Raw genomic sequence first — 14,063 nt, 5'->3', positions numbered from 1 at the left:
GGTGGGTTTGGTGTCCGTCGCGGTTGAGCTCACGGCGTTCACTCTATTCACCGCCACCGACGCGCAACTGTTCCCGGGCCATCTGCACGAGGGCCCGGGCCGCCGGGCTGACCGGACCCTCGGCCCGCCAGGTCAACACCAGGCGCCCGCGGAGCTGCGGCACGATCGCCATGGCGTGCACATCGCCGCGGGCCCGCGCCAGCGAGTGGGGCACGATCGCCACACCCAGCCCGCGGGCGGCCAGATCGGCCAGCGCCTCGGGGGTGGCCGCCTCGAATGCCACCCGGGGCGTCACCCCCGCCGCCACGCAGGCGCGGTCGAACTGGCGCCGGATGCCCGCACCCATCGGCAGCGAGATCAGGGGTCGGTCCGCCAGGGCCGCCAAGCCGATCTCGCGGCGGCGGGCCCACGGGTCGTCGGCGCCCACCAGGGCGACGAGAGCTTCCTCGGTGGTAGGCAGGACCGCCAGCCCGTCGGGTGTCTCGTCCGCACCGACCGACGCGATCGCCACATCCAGGCGACCGGTACGCACGCCGTCGATCACCGCATCCGACGTGTCGGTGGACAGCAGGATCTCCACACCGGGATGGGCCCGGTGATAGTCGGCGAGCAGTCGCGGCATGTCGACATTGTGCTAGGTGACAGTGCCGATCGTGACGACGCCGTGGACCAGCTGGGTCAGCTCGTCCACGGCGGTGCGCGCCTCGCGGACCGCGCGCAGGGCGGCGCGGGCGAAGGGCAGCACCGCGGCCCCCGCAGCGGTCGGTCGGACCTCCCGGCGGGACCGATCCAGCAGCGTCTGCCCGAGCTCGCGTTCCAGCCGGGCGATCTGGACGCTGACGGCCGGCTGCGCGACCAGCATCCGCTGCGCGGCCCTGGTGAAGTTGGCCTCCTCGACGACCGCGACGAAATACTCCAGCTGCCGAAGTTCCATAAGCAATGATTATAGTTTCTGTAGCGAGATGGTATTGGACGAATAGCACCAGGTCCGCGCACTCTTGAGAGATGGATATCCTCATCGCCGGCGCAGGAATCGGCGGGCTCAGCACGGCACTGGCCCTGCACTCGCACGGCATCCACTCGACCCTCCTCGAGTCGGCCGCCGAGCTGCGCGCCCTCGGCGTCGGCATCAATCTGCTCCCCCACGCGGTGCGCGAGCTTCACGAACTCGGACTCGGCGACGAACTGCGTGCCATCGCGGCCACCCCCGCCGCCATCGACTTCTATACCCACGACGGCACGCTGCTCTTCCGGGAACCCCGCGGCATCGAGGGCGGCTACGGCTACCCGCAGTGCTCGGTGCACCGCGGGCGGTTGCAGATGCTGCTGCTGGCCGCGGTCGTCGACCGGCTGGGCCCGGAAGCGGTGCGCACCGGCGCGGCCGTGGCCGGCTTCACCGAATCTGCCGACGGTGTCACGGTGTACACGGAAGCCGGCGAACTCGGCGCGGACATCCTGATCGGCGCCGACGGGATCCATTCGGCGGTGCGCTCCACGTTGCATCCCGGTCCGGATCCGATGCGGTGGTCGGGAGCGCGGATGTTCCGCGGGGCGGCGCGCATGCCGGCGTTCCTGGACGCGCGCACCATGGCGATCGTCAAAGGCCCCGACGGGGTCGAGCTGATCACCTATCCGATCGGCAGCGGACTGGTGAACTGGGTGCTGCAAGTCGCCGAATCGGGCCCCGCGACACTGCCCGGGGAAACCGGCTGGAACAGCCTTGCCGACCCCACCGAAGTGGCGTCCCTGATGAGCGGCTGGCGGCTGGACTGGCTGGACACCGAGAAGCTGGTGACCGCCTCCGATGCCGTGTTCCACTATCCGATGGTGGATCGTGATCCGTTGCCGCACTGGGGCACCCGCCGGGTGACCTTGCTCGGTGACGCCGCGCACCCGATGTATCCGGTGGGCGCCAACGGGGGCTCACAGGCAATCCTCGATGCCCGTGCGCTGGCCGATGCGCTCGCCCTCGGACATGGCCTCACCGGCTATGAGGCGCGTCGGCTCCCGGAGACCGCCGCCGTGGTACACGCCAACCGCGAGATGTACCGCAGCTCACCGGATGATCTGGCCCGGGTGACGGCGGACTATCGGCGAAAGACTTTCGCAGACAGGAGTTCCCGATGACCACCTTCGTACTGATCCCCGGCGCTTGTCATGGTGGCTGGTGCTTCGACGACCTGGCGGGAGCCCTGCGCGAGCAGGGCCACCGGGTGCTGGCACCCACACTGACCGGTATCGCAGAACGGGCGCACCTCCTGCACGCCGGCGTGAACCTGGACACCCATATCAGCGACGTGCTGGCCGAACTCACCGCGCATCGGGTGTCCGATGCGGTCCTGGTCGGGCACAGCTACGGCGGCATGGTGATCACCGCGGTCGCGGATCGCGCTGCCGCACAGATCGATTCACTGGTGTTCCTCGACGCGTTCGTACCGCGAGACGGCGAATCCTGCTGGACGCTGACGAATGACGAACAGCGCCAGTGGTACAGCGCCGTGGATGCCAGTGGATACGGTGTGCCCCCGCTGCCGTTCTTCGACGAGCGCGCCACCGCGCATCCCCTGGCCTCCCTGCTGCAGCCGATACGTCTGGAGGGTGACTTGTCGGGCTTGCGCAGGCGCGAATTCGTCTACGCGCAGCGGTGGCCGACGGAGTCGCCGTTCGCACCGACCTTCGAGCGCTTACGTGTAGATCCGGCGTGGCGGACGCATTCTCTGGACGGCGCGCACAACCTGATGCGGGACAACCACGACGATCTGGTGCGGATCCTGCTGGAGGTGGCGCGCAACTAGCCCAGGTCAGTAGCCGAGCAACGTGCGGAACTGCTGACCGACGGCCATCGACTGCCCCATCCGCTGCGCCCAGCCGTCGAGCGCGGCCTTGGTGTCGGCCGGATCCCAGCCGCGTTCCCCGGACAGGGCGATCATGCCCGCTTCGTCTTTGATCCCACGCGCCTGCGCGTCCCGCGCAAGGTCGGCGTAATCCTGAAGCGAGATCCCGTTGATGGGGGCCCAGATCGGATCGTCGGCTGCGACCGACTTGGTGGACGGCCCACCGAAGATGGCCGGGTCGACCGGTCCGGCGTTCTTCACGTGCACCCTGCCGTCTTGCTGCTGAGCCCAGCCCTGCTGCGCGGCGGCGGCAGCTTCCTTCGCCTTTTCCTTGGCTTTGTCGAAAAATCCCATCGTGATGCTCCCCTTCGTCCGGGCCCCGGGCGTTCTCGCCGCGAAACGCTGTTCCCGGTCAGTACACGCCGCCGCGATCGCTACCGATCCCAATTCGACGAAGCGGGCCCTGCGTGCATCGAACCCCGAGCAGAACTGCAACACGTTTCAGTTTTGCGCCCGAACTGGGTAGTCTGACGCTCGTGCCAGCAGCATCCTCGGAGCCCGCCGTCGAAGGGTGGTTCGCCACCGACGACTCCGGTGCCACACACCTGATCGGGGCCACGTGCCCGCAGTGCGCCACCTACGTCTTCCCGCCGCGGGCCAACAACTGCCCCAACCCGGCGTGCGACAGCGACGTGCTCGAGCAGGTCCCGCTGTCGCGGCGCGGCAAGGTCTGGAGCTACACCGAGAACCGCTACGCACCGCCGGCGCCGTACCCGGCCACCGATCCGTTCGAGCCGTTCGCGATCGCCGCGGTGGAACTCGCCGATGAGGGCCTCATCGTGCTGGGCAAAGTGGTCGAAGGCACCCTGGCCGCCGACCTGAAGGTCGGTATGGAGATGGAATTGACCACCATGGTCCTGTTCACCGACGCCGAGGGCGTCGAGCGGATCACCCACGCCTGGAGAATCGCATGACCCCGGAACCCGTGTACATCCTCGGCGCCGGTATGCACCCGTGGGGCAAATGGGGCCACGACTTCACGGAGTACGGCGTCGTCGCCGCCCGCGCCGCGCTGGCCGAAGCCGGCCTGGACTGGCGCCAGATCCAGATGGTCGCCGGCGCGGACACCATCCGCAACGGCTACCCCGGCTTCATCGCCGGCTCGACGTTCGCGCAGAAGTTGGGCTGGAACGGAGTGCCCGTCTCCTCCAGCTACGCCGCCTGCGCCAGCGGCTCCCAAGCCCTGCAGAGCGCCCGCGCCCACATCCTGGCCGGATTCTGCGATGTCGCGCTCGTGATCGGCGCCGACACCACCCCCAAGGGTGCGTTCGCTCCGGTCGGCGGTGAGCGCAAGAACGACCCCGACTGGCAGCGGTTCCACCTGATCGGCGCCTCCAACCCGGTGTACTTCGCGCTGCTGGCCCGGCGCCGGATGGACCTCTACGGCGCCACTTTGGAGGACTTCGCCCAGGTCAAGGTGAAGAACGCCAAACACGGCCTGAGCAACCCGAATGCCCGGTTCCGTAAGGAAGCCACCGTCGAGGATGTACTCGCCAGCCCGGTCGTAGCCGACCCGCTGCGCCTGCTCGACATCTGCGCCACCTCCGACGGCGCGGCCGCCCTGATCGTGGCCAGCAAGAGCTTCGCCGAGAAACACCTCGGCTCGGTCGCCGGTGTCCCGTCGGTCCGCGCGATCAGCACCGTCACCCCGCGCTACCCCCAGCACCTGCCCGAACTGCCCGATATCGCCACCGACTCGACCGCCGTGGTCGCCGCACCGGAACGCGTGTTCAAGGACCAGATCCTCGATGCCGCCTACGCCGAAGCCGGGATAGGCCCCAGCGACGTGGACCTGGCCGAGGTGTACGACCTGTCCACCGCACTGGAACTGGACTGGTACGAACACCTGGGCCTGTGCGCCAGGGGCGAAGCCGAAGCACTGCTGCGCAGCGGTGCCACCACCCTCGGCGGCCGGGTCCCGGTCAACGCCTCCGGCGGTCTGGCCTCCTTCGGTGAGGCCATCCCCGCTCAGGCCATCGCGCAGGTATGCGAGCTGACCTGGCAGCTCAAGGGCCAAGCCACCGGCAGGCAGGTCGAAGGGGCCAAGGTCGGAGTGACCGCCAACCAAGGGCTGTTCGGACACGGCTCCTCGGTAATCGTCGCGCGGTAACCAGTGATCACCGTCCTGGTCAAGCCAGGAAGCCGCAAGGGCCCGCTCGTCGAGGTCGGCGCCGAGGGTGAGTTGACCATCTACGTCGCCGAACGCGCGGTGGACGGTAAAGCCAATGCGGCGGTGACCAAGCTGCTCGCGGCACATCTGGGCGTGCCGCGCAGCAGCCTTGAGTTGGTGTCGGGCGCGACGGCGCGGGTCAAGCGGTTCCGCGTCAACACCTGAGCGGCGACACCCCGAGCAGGTCCGGCTCCCCCGTCTCGGCATGCCGGTCACGGGCGTACTGGCGCATCGTCTCGGAGAGGCGGTAGCGCGTTCGCCCGCAACGGGTTTCGGCCGACAGCAGCGATTTGTCGACCAGCGACATGAGCAGGTCGACCACCTGGAAGGCACACACGTCCCCACCGACGGCGACCGTGCGGGCGGTGTGCATATCGAATCCGCCCGGAACCACCGAAACCCGCCGCAGAACAGCCTTCTCGTGTTCGTTGAGCAGCGTGTAGGACCAGTCGATACAGGCCTTCAGGGTCTGCTGGCGGCGTGCCACCGTGCGGCAGCCGCCGGTCAGCAGGCGGAACCGGTCGTGCAGGCTGCCGATGATCTCATCCAGCGTGAGCGCGCGGACCCGCGACGCCGCGAGTTCGATGGCCAAGGGCATGCCATAGAGGCGGCGACAGATCTCCCGCACCACCTCGGTGGTGTGGGTATCGAGGACGAACTCGGCGCGGGCGCGCTGCGCGCGTTCGGTGAACAGCGCGATCGCGTCGTCATCGAGCGACATCGACGGCACCCGCCACACCTGCTCGCCGCCGACCGCCAGCGGCTCCCTGCTGGTGGCCAGCACGGTGACGTTCGGGCAGGACCGCAGGATCTCCCCGATCAGCGCCGCGCCGGCGTCCAGCAGGTGTTCACAGTTGTCCACGACCATGAGCAGGCGCCGGTCACCGATGGTGCGCGTCAACATATCCGGGGTGGCGCAGCGGCCGCGCGGATCGGACAACCCGAGTGCCTGTGCCACGGCTTGCGGCACCATGTCCGGGTCCGTCACCGCGGCAAGCTCCACGCACCGGACCCCGTCCTCGAACAGCTCCGCCGCGTGGTCGGCGGCCTCCACGGCGAGCCGCGTCTTGCCGACGCCACCGGCGCCGGTGAGGGTGAGCAGCCGGCACTCCGCCAAGAGCTTCGCGATCTCCACGAGTTCGCACGATCTGCCCACGAAGGAGGTCAATTGGACTGGGCGCCAGTGGAGTACGTCGTCTCGGTCGGTGCGCAGTGGCGGGACGTTGATGCTCAGGCTGGGGTGGCACAGTTGCGATACCCGCTCCGGGCGGGCGATGTCGCGCAGCGGATGGCGGCCCAGGTCTATCAGCCAGGCGTCGTCGGGCAACGACTCACACGCGAGGTCGGACGTCGTTCCGGACATCAGCGTTTGCCCACCCACCGCGATATCGCGCAGCCGGGCGGCGCGGTTGATCGTCTGTCCCATGTAATTGCTTTGGTCGCGCAGCTGGATCTCCCCGCTGTGCAGACCTATCCGCAAGCGGATGGGCGCCAGCACGGCCTGCTGCAGCGCGAGCGCGCATGCCACCGCGTCGCTGGCGCGGGTGAAGGCGATGACGAAGCTGTCACCCTCGCCCTGCGCCGTCGGGCACACTCCGCGATGGGCGTCGACGAGTTCGGACAGTGAACGGTCCAGTCCCGACATGGCGGCCGCCATCGCTTCTGGCTGCACCTCCCAGGACCGGGTGGACCCCTCGATATCGGCCATCAGCAGCGTCACCGTGCCGGTCGGCAGAACGGTAGTCGACATGCGAAACCCCCGTGGCTAGAACATTTTGCGAGCCAATTGCTTTCGATGCTGATTCCCCATCCTGCTGGACTCACGCCATGGTGGCTACCGTGCACGCAACACGATCGGCGGTGGTGTGTGCACCACTCACGTGGCGGGCACGGCAGAGGGGCCGGGAATGTCGACCGTGGCGACGATCCGGGTGCCACACCCCGGTGCCGTATCGATGACGAGCTGACCGCCGATCGCCGAGAGCCGGTCGGCCATGTTGGTCAGACCGATCCCGGCAGTCGCGTGATCGAATCCCGGTCCGGTGTCGGCGATCACCAGCTGCAGGGTGCGCCCGTCCGCGCCACCGCTGATGGACACGGAGGTGCCGGGGCCGCCGTGTTTGGCCGCGTTCTGCAGCGCCTCGCTGCAGCAGTAATACAGCGCGGCCTCGGTGGCCGACGGATAGCGCCCGATGCCCTGCAGATCCAGCCGGACGGGTATGGCAGCGTGCGCGCCCAGCGTGGGCAGCGCCTCGGTGAGCCCGCCACTGAGCAGCAGCGGTGGATAGATACCGTGGGCGAGTCTGCGTATCTCGGCGATGGCCGTGTCCACCAGATCGGCGGCCTCGGTCAGCAACGGCTGATAGCCATCGCGATCGGCGTTGCGCGCCAACTGAATCAGCACCGACAACGCGACCAGATGTTGCTGGGCACCGTCGTGCAGGTCACGTTCGATACGACGGCGTTCTTGGTCGGCCGCGGTGCTCAGCCGGGTGCGCGATGCCGCGAGTTCGACGGCGCGCTCGGCCAGGTGCACCTGGGAGGTGCGCAGCGCCGCCGCGTTGTGCCACACGATCGCCATCAGATTCAGGCCGGTGATGCCCAGCCCGACCACGACGAAGGAGGTCTCCACCCACTGCGTGGCGTGCCGGACCGCGTCGTTGGGCGGGATGAAGCGGGCCAGTGCACCGGCGAGCATCAGACAGACTCCGGTCATTCCCGCGTAGACCAGCCCGCGTTGCCATCGCAGGTACGGCTCGGCGAAAGAGGCCGGCAGCAAGGCCATGATGGCCATCACCGAAAGCGTCGGCGGTGAGACATAGACGACGACCAGGACACCGATCCAGTTGCCGATGCACACCAGGGCGATCGACTGCTGGTACTTCTGCTGTGCCGCCAGCCGGATCGCGACGACGATCGCCACGGAGTGCAGGGCCGAAATCCCGCCCAGGACCAGGAACCAGAACGACCGCTGCAGCCAGATGTACTGAAACATCGGGAGCAGGACGCCGGCGCCGAACCACATGGCGAAGTGGCCGACGAGAAAGACCTGAAAGCGTTCGTCCTGGAACCGCAGGATCAGGTCACGATCAAGGGGTGAGGCGGACCGCGTGATGCCGTGGATGAGGGTCCTCGGCGCCTCCCACCGGGGCACCGACAGGGTGGCAGGTCCGAGGGTCAGCCGCCGGCTCGCCATATGCGCCTCAACAGGTCCGGACTCAGCCGCTCCTTGTGCAGATAGGAGGCGGCGCCGCAGTCCGCGGCCGCGGCGGGAAGGTCTTCGATGTCATAGGTCGACATCAGGACGACGATCAAATCTGTTCGCACCGAACAGATTTGCCGGGCGGCCTCGATACCTCCCATGCCGGGCATGTGGATGTCCATCAGCACGATATCGCCGTCGCCGCTGCGCATCTGTTCGACGGCGGTTTCGCCCGTCTCGCATTCCCCGGCCATGACGAAGTCGTCCATCGCCGCCAGTGTCGCCGCGGTGGCACGACGGAAGCTGGCTTGATCGTCGACGACCCAGACACGTATCTGTTCTCCAGCCACCACGTCATCGTGCCCGAGAGATTTGCTCGGCACGATGGTGTACACACCACTGCTTCCGCGATTCGCGGGCGGCACGATCAGCCGGTCCCATGGTGGTCGAGGAACATCAGCACGGCCTTCACCCGCCGGTCAACGCCATCATCGACGGTCAGTTCGAGCTTGGCGAAGATCGAGTTGATGTGCTTTTCCACCGCCCGCTGCGAGAGCACCAGGCGCTGCGCGACGATACGGTTGCTGAAGCCCGTCGCCAGTTCACCGAGCACCTCGCGCTCGCGGGGCGTGAGCCTGCTCAGTGCGGGCGCGGACCGCGGTTGGGCCAGCAGCGCCTCGACCACCAGTGGGTCGAGCACCGTGCCGCCGGAAGCCACTTGCCGCACGGCCTCCCCGAGTTCGTCGAAATGCGATACCCGGTCTTTGAGCAGGTAACCCCGGCCCGCGGTGCCGCCTTCCAGCAGGCCCGCCGCGTAACCGGGGTCCGCATAGTTCGACAACACGATCACCCCGACGTCCGGATGCGCCGTGCGCAGCCACCGCGCCAGCCGGATCCCCTCATCCGTCGAGGTCGGCGGCATGCGGACATCCGTCATCAGGATCGTCGGACGGTGTGAGGCGACGAGTTCTGCCGCGGAGTCATAGTCCTCGCCGACGCCGACGACATCGACCTCGGGCACGGTGGACAGCGATCGCGTGACACTGTCACGGACCAGCAGGGAATCCTCCGCGATCACGACCGAGATTCGATCACTCACCATCGGGAGTGTAACCGCGCTTTCGCGCGCAGACCTGCGCTCGCGTATCAGCTTATTTGCGAATTCACGTACACGAGCGCATGTTCCGCGGCCGGTCGACTAGGCGGGGAACCAGAAGGGACCCCACCAGAACCCCCATGAGTTGCGCACGTCGGACCAGAAGACGCGTGCGAACGGCGCCCACCACGGGGGTCCCGGCCGGTGCGACGCCCAGCCCGGGACGTTCCCCTGGCCCGGTCCCCAGTTCCAGTCGGGAGCCCAGTCCGGTGGCGCGGGCCGGTCGAACTGGCCGGGCGGAAGCGCCGGCGGCCGATCGGGATGCCAGCCGGGTGATCCGTCCTGCGGGGGCCCGCCTGGTCCGCCAGGACCGCCAGGACCGCCAGGACCGCCAGGACCGCCAGGACCGCCAGGACCGCCAGGACCGCCAGGACCATTGTCGTGCCAGCCGGGGCCACCGGGACCGTTGTCACGCCCACCCGGACCACCCGGTCCGTTATTGCCCGGACCACCAGGGCCGTTGTCACGCCCACCGGGACCACCGGGGCCACCGGGTCCACCGGGTCCACCGCCCTGGCAGTTCTGCGCCCCTGGCGGGCACTGCGGCGCCGCGGTGGCAACTCCGGTGCCGAGCGCTCCGGCGGCCAGACCAGCCAATACGGCCGAGCTCGCCACCACTTTGATGCACCTGTTCATCGGTCTCGCGCTCCATTCACTAAGCCCCAACCGAAATCGATTCTGCCGATTGGAATTCAGCGCAAGCCATGAGGAACCTGTGCGTCGTTATGAGATAACTGTGCGCAGACTGCGGACAGGCCGACGACAGGCAGGAAGCGTCAGGCCACCCCGAGATACGCCGCCCGGATGCTGTCGTCCTTCAACAGTTCGGGGGCATTGCCGCTGCGGGTCACGGCCCCGGTCTCCAGGATGTACGCGCGGTCGGACCTGCTGAGCGCCTGCTGTGCGTTCTGCTCGACCAACAGCACCGTGGTGCCCTGCTTGTTGATCTCGGTGATGATCCGGAAGATCTGCGAGATGATCATGGGCGCCAGACCCATCGACGGCTCGTCGAGCAGCAGCACCTTCGGCCGGGCCATCAACGCACGGCCGATGGCCAGCATCTGCTGTTCGCCGCCGGACAGGGTGCCACCCACCTGGGCGCGCCGCTCCGCCAGCCGGGGGAAAGTCGTCATCACCCAGTCGAGACGCTCGTCATGGTCGCGCTTGGAGTCGAATTTCCTTCCGTAACAGCCCATTTCCAGGTTCTCGACCACCGTCATCCCGGGAAACACGCCGCGGCCTTCGGGCGCCTGGATGAGCCCCTGTATCACCCGTTGATGCGCTTTGACCTTGGAGATGTCCGTGCCGTCGAACCACACCGATCCCGACGTCAGCGGCCGCAGTCCGGAGATCGCCCGCATCATGGTGGTCTTGCCCGCTCCGTTGGAGCCCAGCAGCGTGACCAGCTCGCCTTCCCGCACTTCCAGCGAAACACCGTGCAGCGCTTGAATTCTGCCGTAGTGAACGACGGCGTCGCGCACCTCGAGCAGGACGGGGCGCGGGTCCGCCGGATCAGAGCTCGTCATCGGGCACTCCCAGGTAGGCGGCAATCACTTTCGGATCCTCCCGGATCTCCGCGGGCAGCCCGTCGGCGATCTTGCGCCCGAACTCCAGCACCACGATGCGGTCGGTCACGCCCATGACCAGCCGCATATCGTGCTCGATCAACAGCACGGTGTAGCCGTCGTCCCGGATTGCGCGGATCAGGTCGATCAGCGCGGCCTTCTCGCTCGGGTTGAACCCCGCGGCCGGCTCGTCCAGGCACAGCAGCTTGGGTTCGGTGGCCAGAGCGCGTGCGATCTCCAGGCGACGCTGGTCGCCGTAGGGCAGGTTCTTGGCCTTCTCCTCACCACGGTGCGCGATTCCGACGAACTGAAGCAGCGCCGCGGCCCGCTCGATGGCGTCCTTCTCCTCGCGCCGGTGCCGCGGCGTGCGCACGAGCGCGCCGGGCACCGAGGTCTTGTGCCGGGCGTCGGTGCCGACCACCACGTTCTCCAGAGCGGTCATCTCGCCCCAGAGCCGGATGTTCTGGAAGGTGCGGGCGATGCCGCGGCGGGTGATCTGATGGCGTTTGATCTTGCCCAGCGGTGCGCCGTCGAAGGTGACGCTGCCGGCACTGGGCCGGTACACCCCGGTGATCGCGTTGAAGCAGGTGGTCTTGCCCGCCCCGTTGGGACCGATCAGACCCAGGATCTCGCCGCGCTTGATGTCGAAGGACACCGAGTCAAGCGCGGTGAGTCCGCCGAACTTGACGGTGAGATCCTTTGTCTCCAACAGCTTCTCACCCTCGGCGGCGTTCACGTCGCGGTGCAGGGCAGCCAGTTCCTCGTCGATGGCCGGTTCGGTCATGCTGCCGCCTTCGAGTCGTCGGCCCTGCGAAGCAGAGTGCGCGCGGATTTGCCGTAGCTCAGCAGTTGCTGGCGCACCGGGAACAGGCCCTGCGGCCGGAAGATCATCAGCACCACCAGCGCCAGGCCGAAGAACAGATATTTCAGATCGCCCAGGTTGATCCCGAGGAAGTGCACGCCGAGCAGCCGGTTGGGCAGGTAGACGATGATGAACGCCCCGAAGACCACCCCCAGCTTGTTGCCCTGGCCACCCAGGACCACGGCGCACAGGAACAGCATGGAGTTGATGATGTTGAACGTCGGCGGCGCCACGTACTGGACCTGGCCGGCGTACAGGGCACCGGAGAGCCCACCGATGGCCGCACCGATGACGAACGCCCACAGCTTGAACTTGAAGGTGTTGACGCCCATGACCTCCGCGGCGTCCTCGTCCTCGCGGATGGCCACCCAGGCCCGGCCGACCCGGCTGCGTTCCAGGTTTCCGACCAGAAGCAGCACGATGACGATGAACACCAGACCCAACCAGAACCACCAGGTGCCGTAGTTGGCCTCACCCGCCGAATTGCCGCTGGAGAAAACACCATTGGGCAGATGCTCGTTCTCCCCCAGCCTCGGATACGCGATCTCGTTGAGCCCGCGCGGGCCGTTGGTGACGTCGGTGAGGTTGTCTGCGAGCAGCCGGATGATCTCGCCGAACCCGAGGGTGACGATCGCCAGATAGTCGCCGCGCAACCGCAGCGTCGGCGTACCCAGGATCAGCCCGGCCAACGCCGTCACCGCCATGGCGATCGGGACACAGGACAACCAGGCCCAGTCCTTGCTGAAGAACCCGTCCGGACCGACCTTGTTCCACGGACTGTCCGGGCTGGTGAGCAACGCGACCGTATAGGCGCCGACGGCATAGAAACCGACGTAGCCGAGATCGAGCAGGCCCGCCTGTCCCACGACGACGTTGAGGCCGATCGCGATGATCGCGATCATCGCGAACTGCGCCATGGTGCCACCGAAGCTGATTCCCGGGGTGTCCAGGAAGCCCGGGGTGTACAGCGGAAGCAGCCCGAGGAGCAGGAACAGCGCGGCCCCGAAGATCCACTTGCCCGGACGGCTGAGCTCAGACCACCACTGGCGCAGGCCGTCTCCCGGCGCGAGCACGGTGCGCCGCCAGCCGCTCGTCTGCTGATGAGTCATGCGCGTGCCTTCCCCAGGCTCTCACCGAGAATGCCCGTCGGCCGGATCAACAGCACCAGCACCAGCAGCACGAACGCCACCACATCCCGCCATTGGGTGCCGAACAGCGCCTGGCCGTAGTTCTCCATGACCCCGAGGATCAGACCACCGAGCAGGGCGCCACGCAGGTTACCGATACCGCCGAGCACCGCGGCCGAGAACGCCTTGATACCCAACAGGAATCCACCCGAGTAGATGATCCCCTGCGGGAGTTTCAGGGTGTAGAGCAGGGCGGCCGCACCGGCGAGCAGACCGCCGATCAGGAACGTCGTCATGATGACCCGCTCCCGCGACACTCCCATCAGGGTGGCCGTCGTCGGGTCTTGGGCGACGGCGCGGATACCGCGGCCGAACTTGGTGCGGTTGATGGCGATATCGGTCAGCAGCGCCAACACGAGCGCGGCCACCACGATCACGATGGTCACGTTGGACACCGTCGCCCCGAAGATCGTGAACTGAGTCTTGGGTTGCACCAAGATGATCGGTTGTTGGGCGTTACTGCCGCCGTAGCCCTTGATCAACTTCGGCAAGACGAAGTGCACGAACTCCTGCAGCACGAACGACATGCCGATGGCGGTGATCAGGAAGGTCAGCGGCCGGGCGTTGCGCTTGCGCAACGGGCGGTACGCCACCATCTCCAGCCCGACCGCGGCCGACCCCGACACCGCCATGGCGACCAGCATCGCGATCGCCAGATACAACACCGTCAACACGATGCCCTTGTTGTACGGCGTGCCGCTCGGGGTGAAACCGAGGATGATGTCGAGCGCGAAATAGGCGCCGAACATGCCGAGCATGAAGATCTCGGAATGGGCGAAGTTGATCAACCGCAGCACGCCGAACACCAGGGTGTAACCGACCGCGACGAGTGCGTAGATCGCTCCCCACGACAGACCGTCAATCGTCAACTGGCCGAACCCGTTCACCAGGTTGTCGACGTTGAAGTTGATATTGGCTGCGGTGCAGACGTACTGACCGATGCAATCGGGGGTCATCCGGTGGCGCGCTCCTGGTCGATAAGTGCGGCTGTCTGGAACGAGAACGCGTCCGGAACCGGGGTCCCGGA

15 protein-coding genes and 1 pseudogene are annotated in these 14,063 nt (G+C 67.4%); 5 read left to right on the top strand and 11 right to left on the bottom strand.

The features are described 5' to 3' along the window. Positions 1-43: 43 nt before the first annotated feature. Positions 44-934 (bottom strand): annotated as a pseudogene (locus QN239_RS14565) (LysR family transcriptional regulator). A 71-nt stretch (positions 935-1,005) separates the two neighbouring features. On the opposite strand from QN239_RS14565, the gene QN239_RS14560 reads away from it, so the two are divergent. Beyond that, positions 1,006-2,127 carry an FAD-dependent monooxygenase gene (locus QN239_RS14560; protein ID WP_499011337.1) on the top strand — a complete coding sequence of 374 codons (1,122 nt, stop codon included), beginning with the start codon at positions 1,006-1,008 and terminating at the stop codon, positions 2,125-2,127. Continuing rightward, entirely contained in the window at positions 2,124-2,795 is a 672-nt protein-coding gene (locus tag QN239_RS14555) for an alpha/beta fold hydrolase (protein ID WP_499011334.1), read from the top strand. Before QN239_RS14560 ends, QN239_RS14555 begins: the two co-directional genes overlap by 4 nt. Before the next feature lie 6 nt (positions 2,796-2,801). Here QN239_RS14555 and QN239_RS14550 read toward each other — a convergent pair whose 3' ends face one another. Beyond that, positions 2,802-3,188, bottom strand: coding sequence for a hypothetical protein (locus tag QN239_RS14550; protein WP_499011332.1), 387 nt, complete (start codon positions 3,186-3,188; stop codon positions 2,802-2,804). 182 nt (positions 3,189-3,370) lie between these two features. Between QN239_RS14550 and QN239_RS14545 the strand changes: the two genes are divergently transcribed. The 3 genes from QN239_RS14545 to QN239_RS14535 are packed head-to-tail and all read left to right on the top strand — an operon-like array spanning position 3,371 to position 5,229. Then, complete coding sequence (locus tag QN239_RS14545) at positions 3,371-3,808, top strand: Zn-ribbon domain-containing OB-fold protein (RefSeq protein ID WP_090364103.1); 438 nt, start codon at positions 3,371-3,373, stop codon at positions 3,806-3,808. After that, positions 3,805-5,004, top strand: a complete 1,200-nt coding sequence (locus QN239_RS14540) for a lipid-transfer protein (protein WP_499011328.1) — start codon at positions 3,805-3,807, stop codon at positions 5,002-5,004. Before QN239_RS14545 ends, QN239_RS14540 begins: the two co-directional genes overlap by 4 nt. A 3-nt stretch (positions 5,005-5,007) precedes the next feature. Further along, entirely contained in the window at positions 5,008-5,229 is a 222-nt protein-coding gene (locus QN239_RS14535; protein WP_090364100.1) for a DUF167 domain-containing protein, read from the top strand. On the opposite strand, the gene QN239_RS14530 is transcribed toward QN239_RS14535, so the two are convergent. The 9 genes from QN239_RS14530 to QN239_RS14490 form a co-directional block, all read right to left on the bottom strand. Then, positions 5,219-6,814 (bottom strand): ATP-binding protein, encoded by a 1,596-nt coding sequence (locus QN239_RS14530; protein ID WP_499011325.1) that lies wholly within the window; start codon positions 6,812-6,814, stop codon positions 5,219-5,221. The genes QN239_RS14535 and QN239_RS14530 overlap by 11 nt on opposite strands. Positions 6,815-6,940: 126 nt before the next feature. Continuing rightward, positions 6,941-8,260: a sensor histidine kinase gene (locus tag QN239_RS14525; RefSeq protein ID WP_499011322.1), complete on the bottom strand. Its 1,320-nt coding sequence runs from the start codon at positions 8,258-8,260 to the stop codon at positions 6,941-6,943. Continuing rightward, positions 8,242-8,661, bottom strand: a complete 420-nt coding sequence (locus QN239_RS14520; RefSeq protein WP_499011319.1) for a response regulator — start codon at positions 8,659-8,661, stop codon at positions 8,242-8,244. The genes QN239_RS14525 and QN239_RS14520 overlap by 19 nt, the downstream gene beginning before the upstream one ends. 32 nt (positions 8,662-8,693) lie before the next feature. Continuing rightward, positions 8,694-9,368: a LuxR C-terminal-related transcriptional regulator gene (locus QN239_RS14515; protein ID WP_499011317.1), complete on the bottom strand. Its 675-nt coding sequence runs from the start codon at positions 9,366-9,368 to the stop codon at positions 8,694-8,696. A gap of 96 nt (positions 9,369-9,464) precedes the next feature. Beyond that, a complete protein-coding gene (locus QN239_RS14510; RefSeq protein WP_499011315.1) occupies positions 9,465-10,058 on the bottom strand; it encodes a hypothetical protein in 594 nt (197 codons plus the stop codon). Between the two features lie 140 nt (positions 10,059-10,198). Beyond that, positions 10,199-10,948, bottom strand: a complete 750-nt coding sequence (locus tag QN239_RS14505) for an ABC transporter ATP-binding protein (protein WP_499011312.1) — start codon at positions 10,946-10,948, stop codon at positions 10,199-10,201. After that, complete coding sequence (locus tag QN239_RS14500; RefSeq protein WP_090364091.1) at positions 10,935-11,771, bottom strand: ABC transporter ATP-binding protein; 837 nt, start codon at positions 11,769-11,771, stop codon at positions 10,935-10,937. Before QN239_RS14500 ends, QN239_RS14505 begins: the two co-directional genes overlap by 14 nt. Beyond that, a complete protein-coding gene (locus tag QN239_RS14495) occupies positions 11,768-12,958 on the bottom strand; it encodes a branched-chain amino acid ABC transporter permease (RefSeq protein ID WP_499011309.1) in 1,191 nt (396 codons plus the stop codon). The genes QN239_RS14500 and QN239_RS14495 overlap by 4 nt, the downstream gene beginning before the upstream one ends. Beyond that, entirely contained in the window at positions 12,955-13,992 is a 1,038-nt protein-coding gene (locus tag QN239_RS14490; protein ID WP_499011306.1) for a branched-chain amino acid ABC transporter permease, read from the bottom strand. Before QN239_RS14490 ends, QN239_RS14495 begins: the two co-directional genes overlap by 4 nt. Between the last annotated feature and the right edge of the window lie 71 nt (positions 13,993-14,063).

The sequence above is a fragment of the Mycolicibacterium sp. Y3 genome (assembly GCF_051188035.1).
GTDB lineage: Bacteria > Actinomycetota > Actinomycetes > Mycobacteriales > Mycobacteriaceae > Mycobacterium > Mycobacterium fluoranthenivorans.
Note: the sequence above shows the minus strand (reverse complement) of the source record. Positions and strands in the feature narration are given on the sequence as shown.

Coding starts and splice junctions, on each gene's coding strand:
- QN239_RS14495 (WP_499011309.1), bottom strand. CDS start 12,958: ATGACTCATCAGCAGACGAGCGGCTGGCGGCGCACCGTGCTCGCGCCG.
- QN239_RS14540 (WP_499011328.1), top strand. CDS start 3,805: ATGACCCCGGAACCCGTGTACATCCTCGGCGCCGGTATGCACCCGTGG.
- QN239_RS14550 (WP_499011332.1), bottom strand. CDS start 3,188: ATGGGATTTTTCGACAAAGCCAAGGAAAAGGCGAAGGAAGCTGCCGCC.
- QN239_RS14530 (WP_499011325.1), bottom strand. CDS start 6,814: ATGTCGACTACCGTTCTGCCGACCGGCACGGTGACGCTGCTGATGGCC.
- QN239_RS14505 (WP_499011312.1), bottom strand. CDS start 10,948: ATGACGAGCTCTGATCCGGCGGACCCGCGCCCCGTCCTGCTCGAGGTG.
- QN239_RS14490 (WP_499011306.1), bottom strand. CDS start 13,992: ATGACCCCCGATTGCATCGGTCAGTACGTCTGCACCGCAGCCAATATC.
- QN239_RS14555 (WP_499011334.1), top strand. CDS start 2,124: ATGACCACCTTCGTACTGATCCCCGGCGCTTGTCATGGTGGCTGGTGC.
- QN239_RS14515 (WP_499011317.1), bottom strand. CDS start 9,368: ATGGTGAGTGATCGAATCTCGGTCGTGATCGCGGAGGATTCCCTGCTG.
- QN239_RS14560 (WP_499011337.1), top strand. CDS start 1,006: ATGGATATCCTCATCGCCGGCGCAGGAATCGGCGGGCTCAGCACGGCA.
- QN239_RS14500 (WP_090364091.1), bottom strand. CDS start 11,771: ATGACCGAACCGGCCATCGACGAGGAACTGGCTGCCCTGCACCGCGAC.
- QN239_RS14525 (WP_499011322.1), bottom strand. CDS start 8,260: ATGGCGAGCCGGCGGCTGACCCTCGGACCTGCCACCCTGTCGGTGCCC.
- QN239_RS14510 (WP_499011315.1), bottom strand. CDS start 10,058: ATGAACAGGTGCATCAAAGTGGTGGCGAGCTCGGCCGTATTGGCTGGT.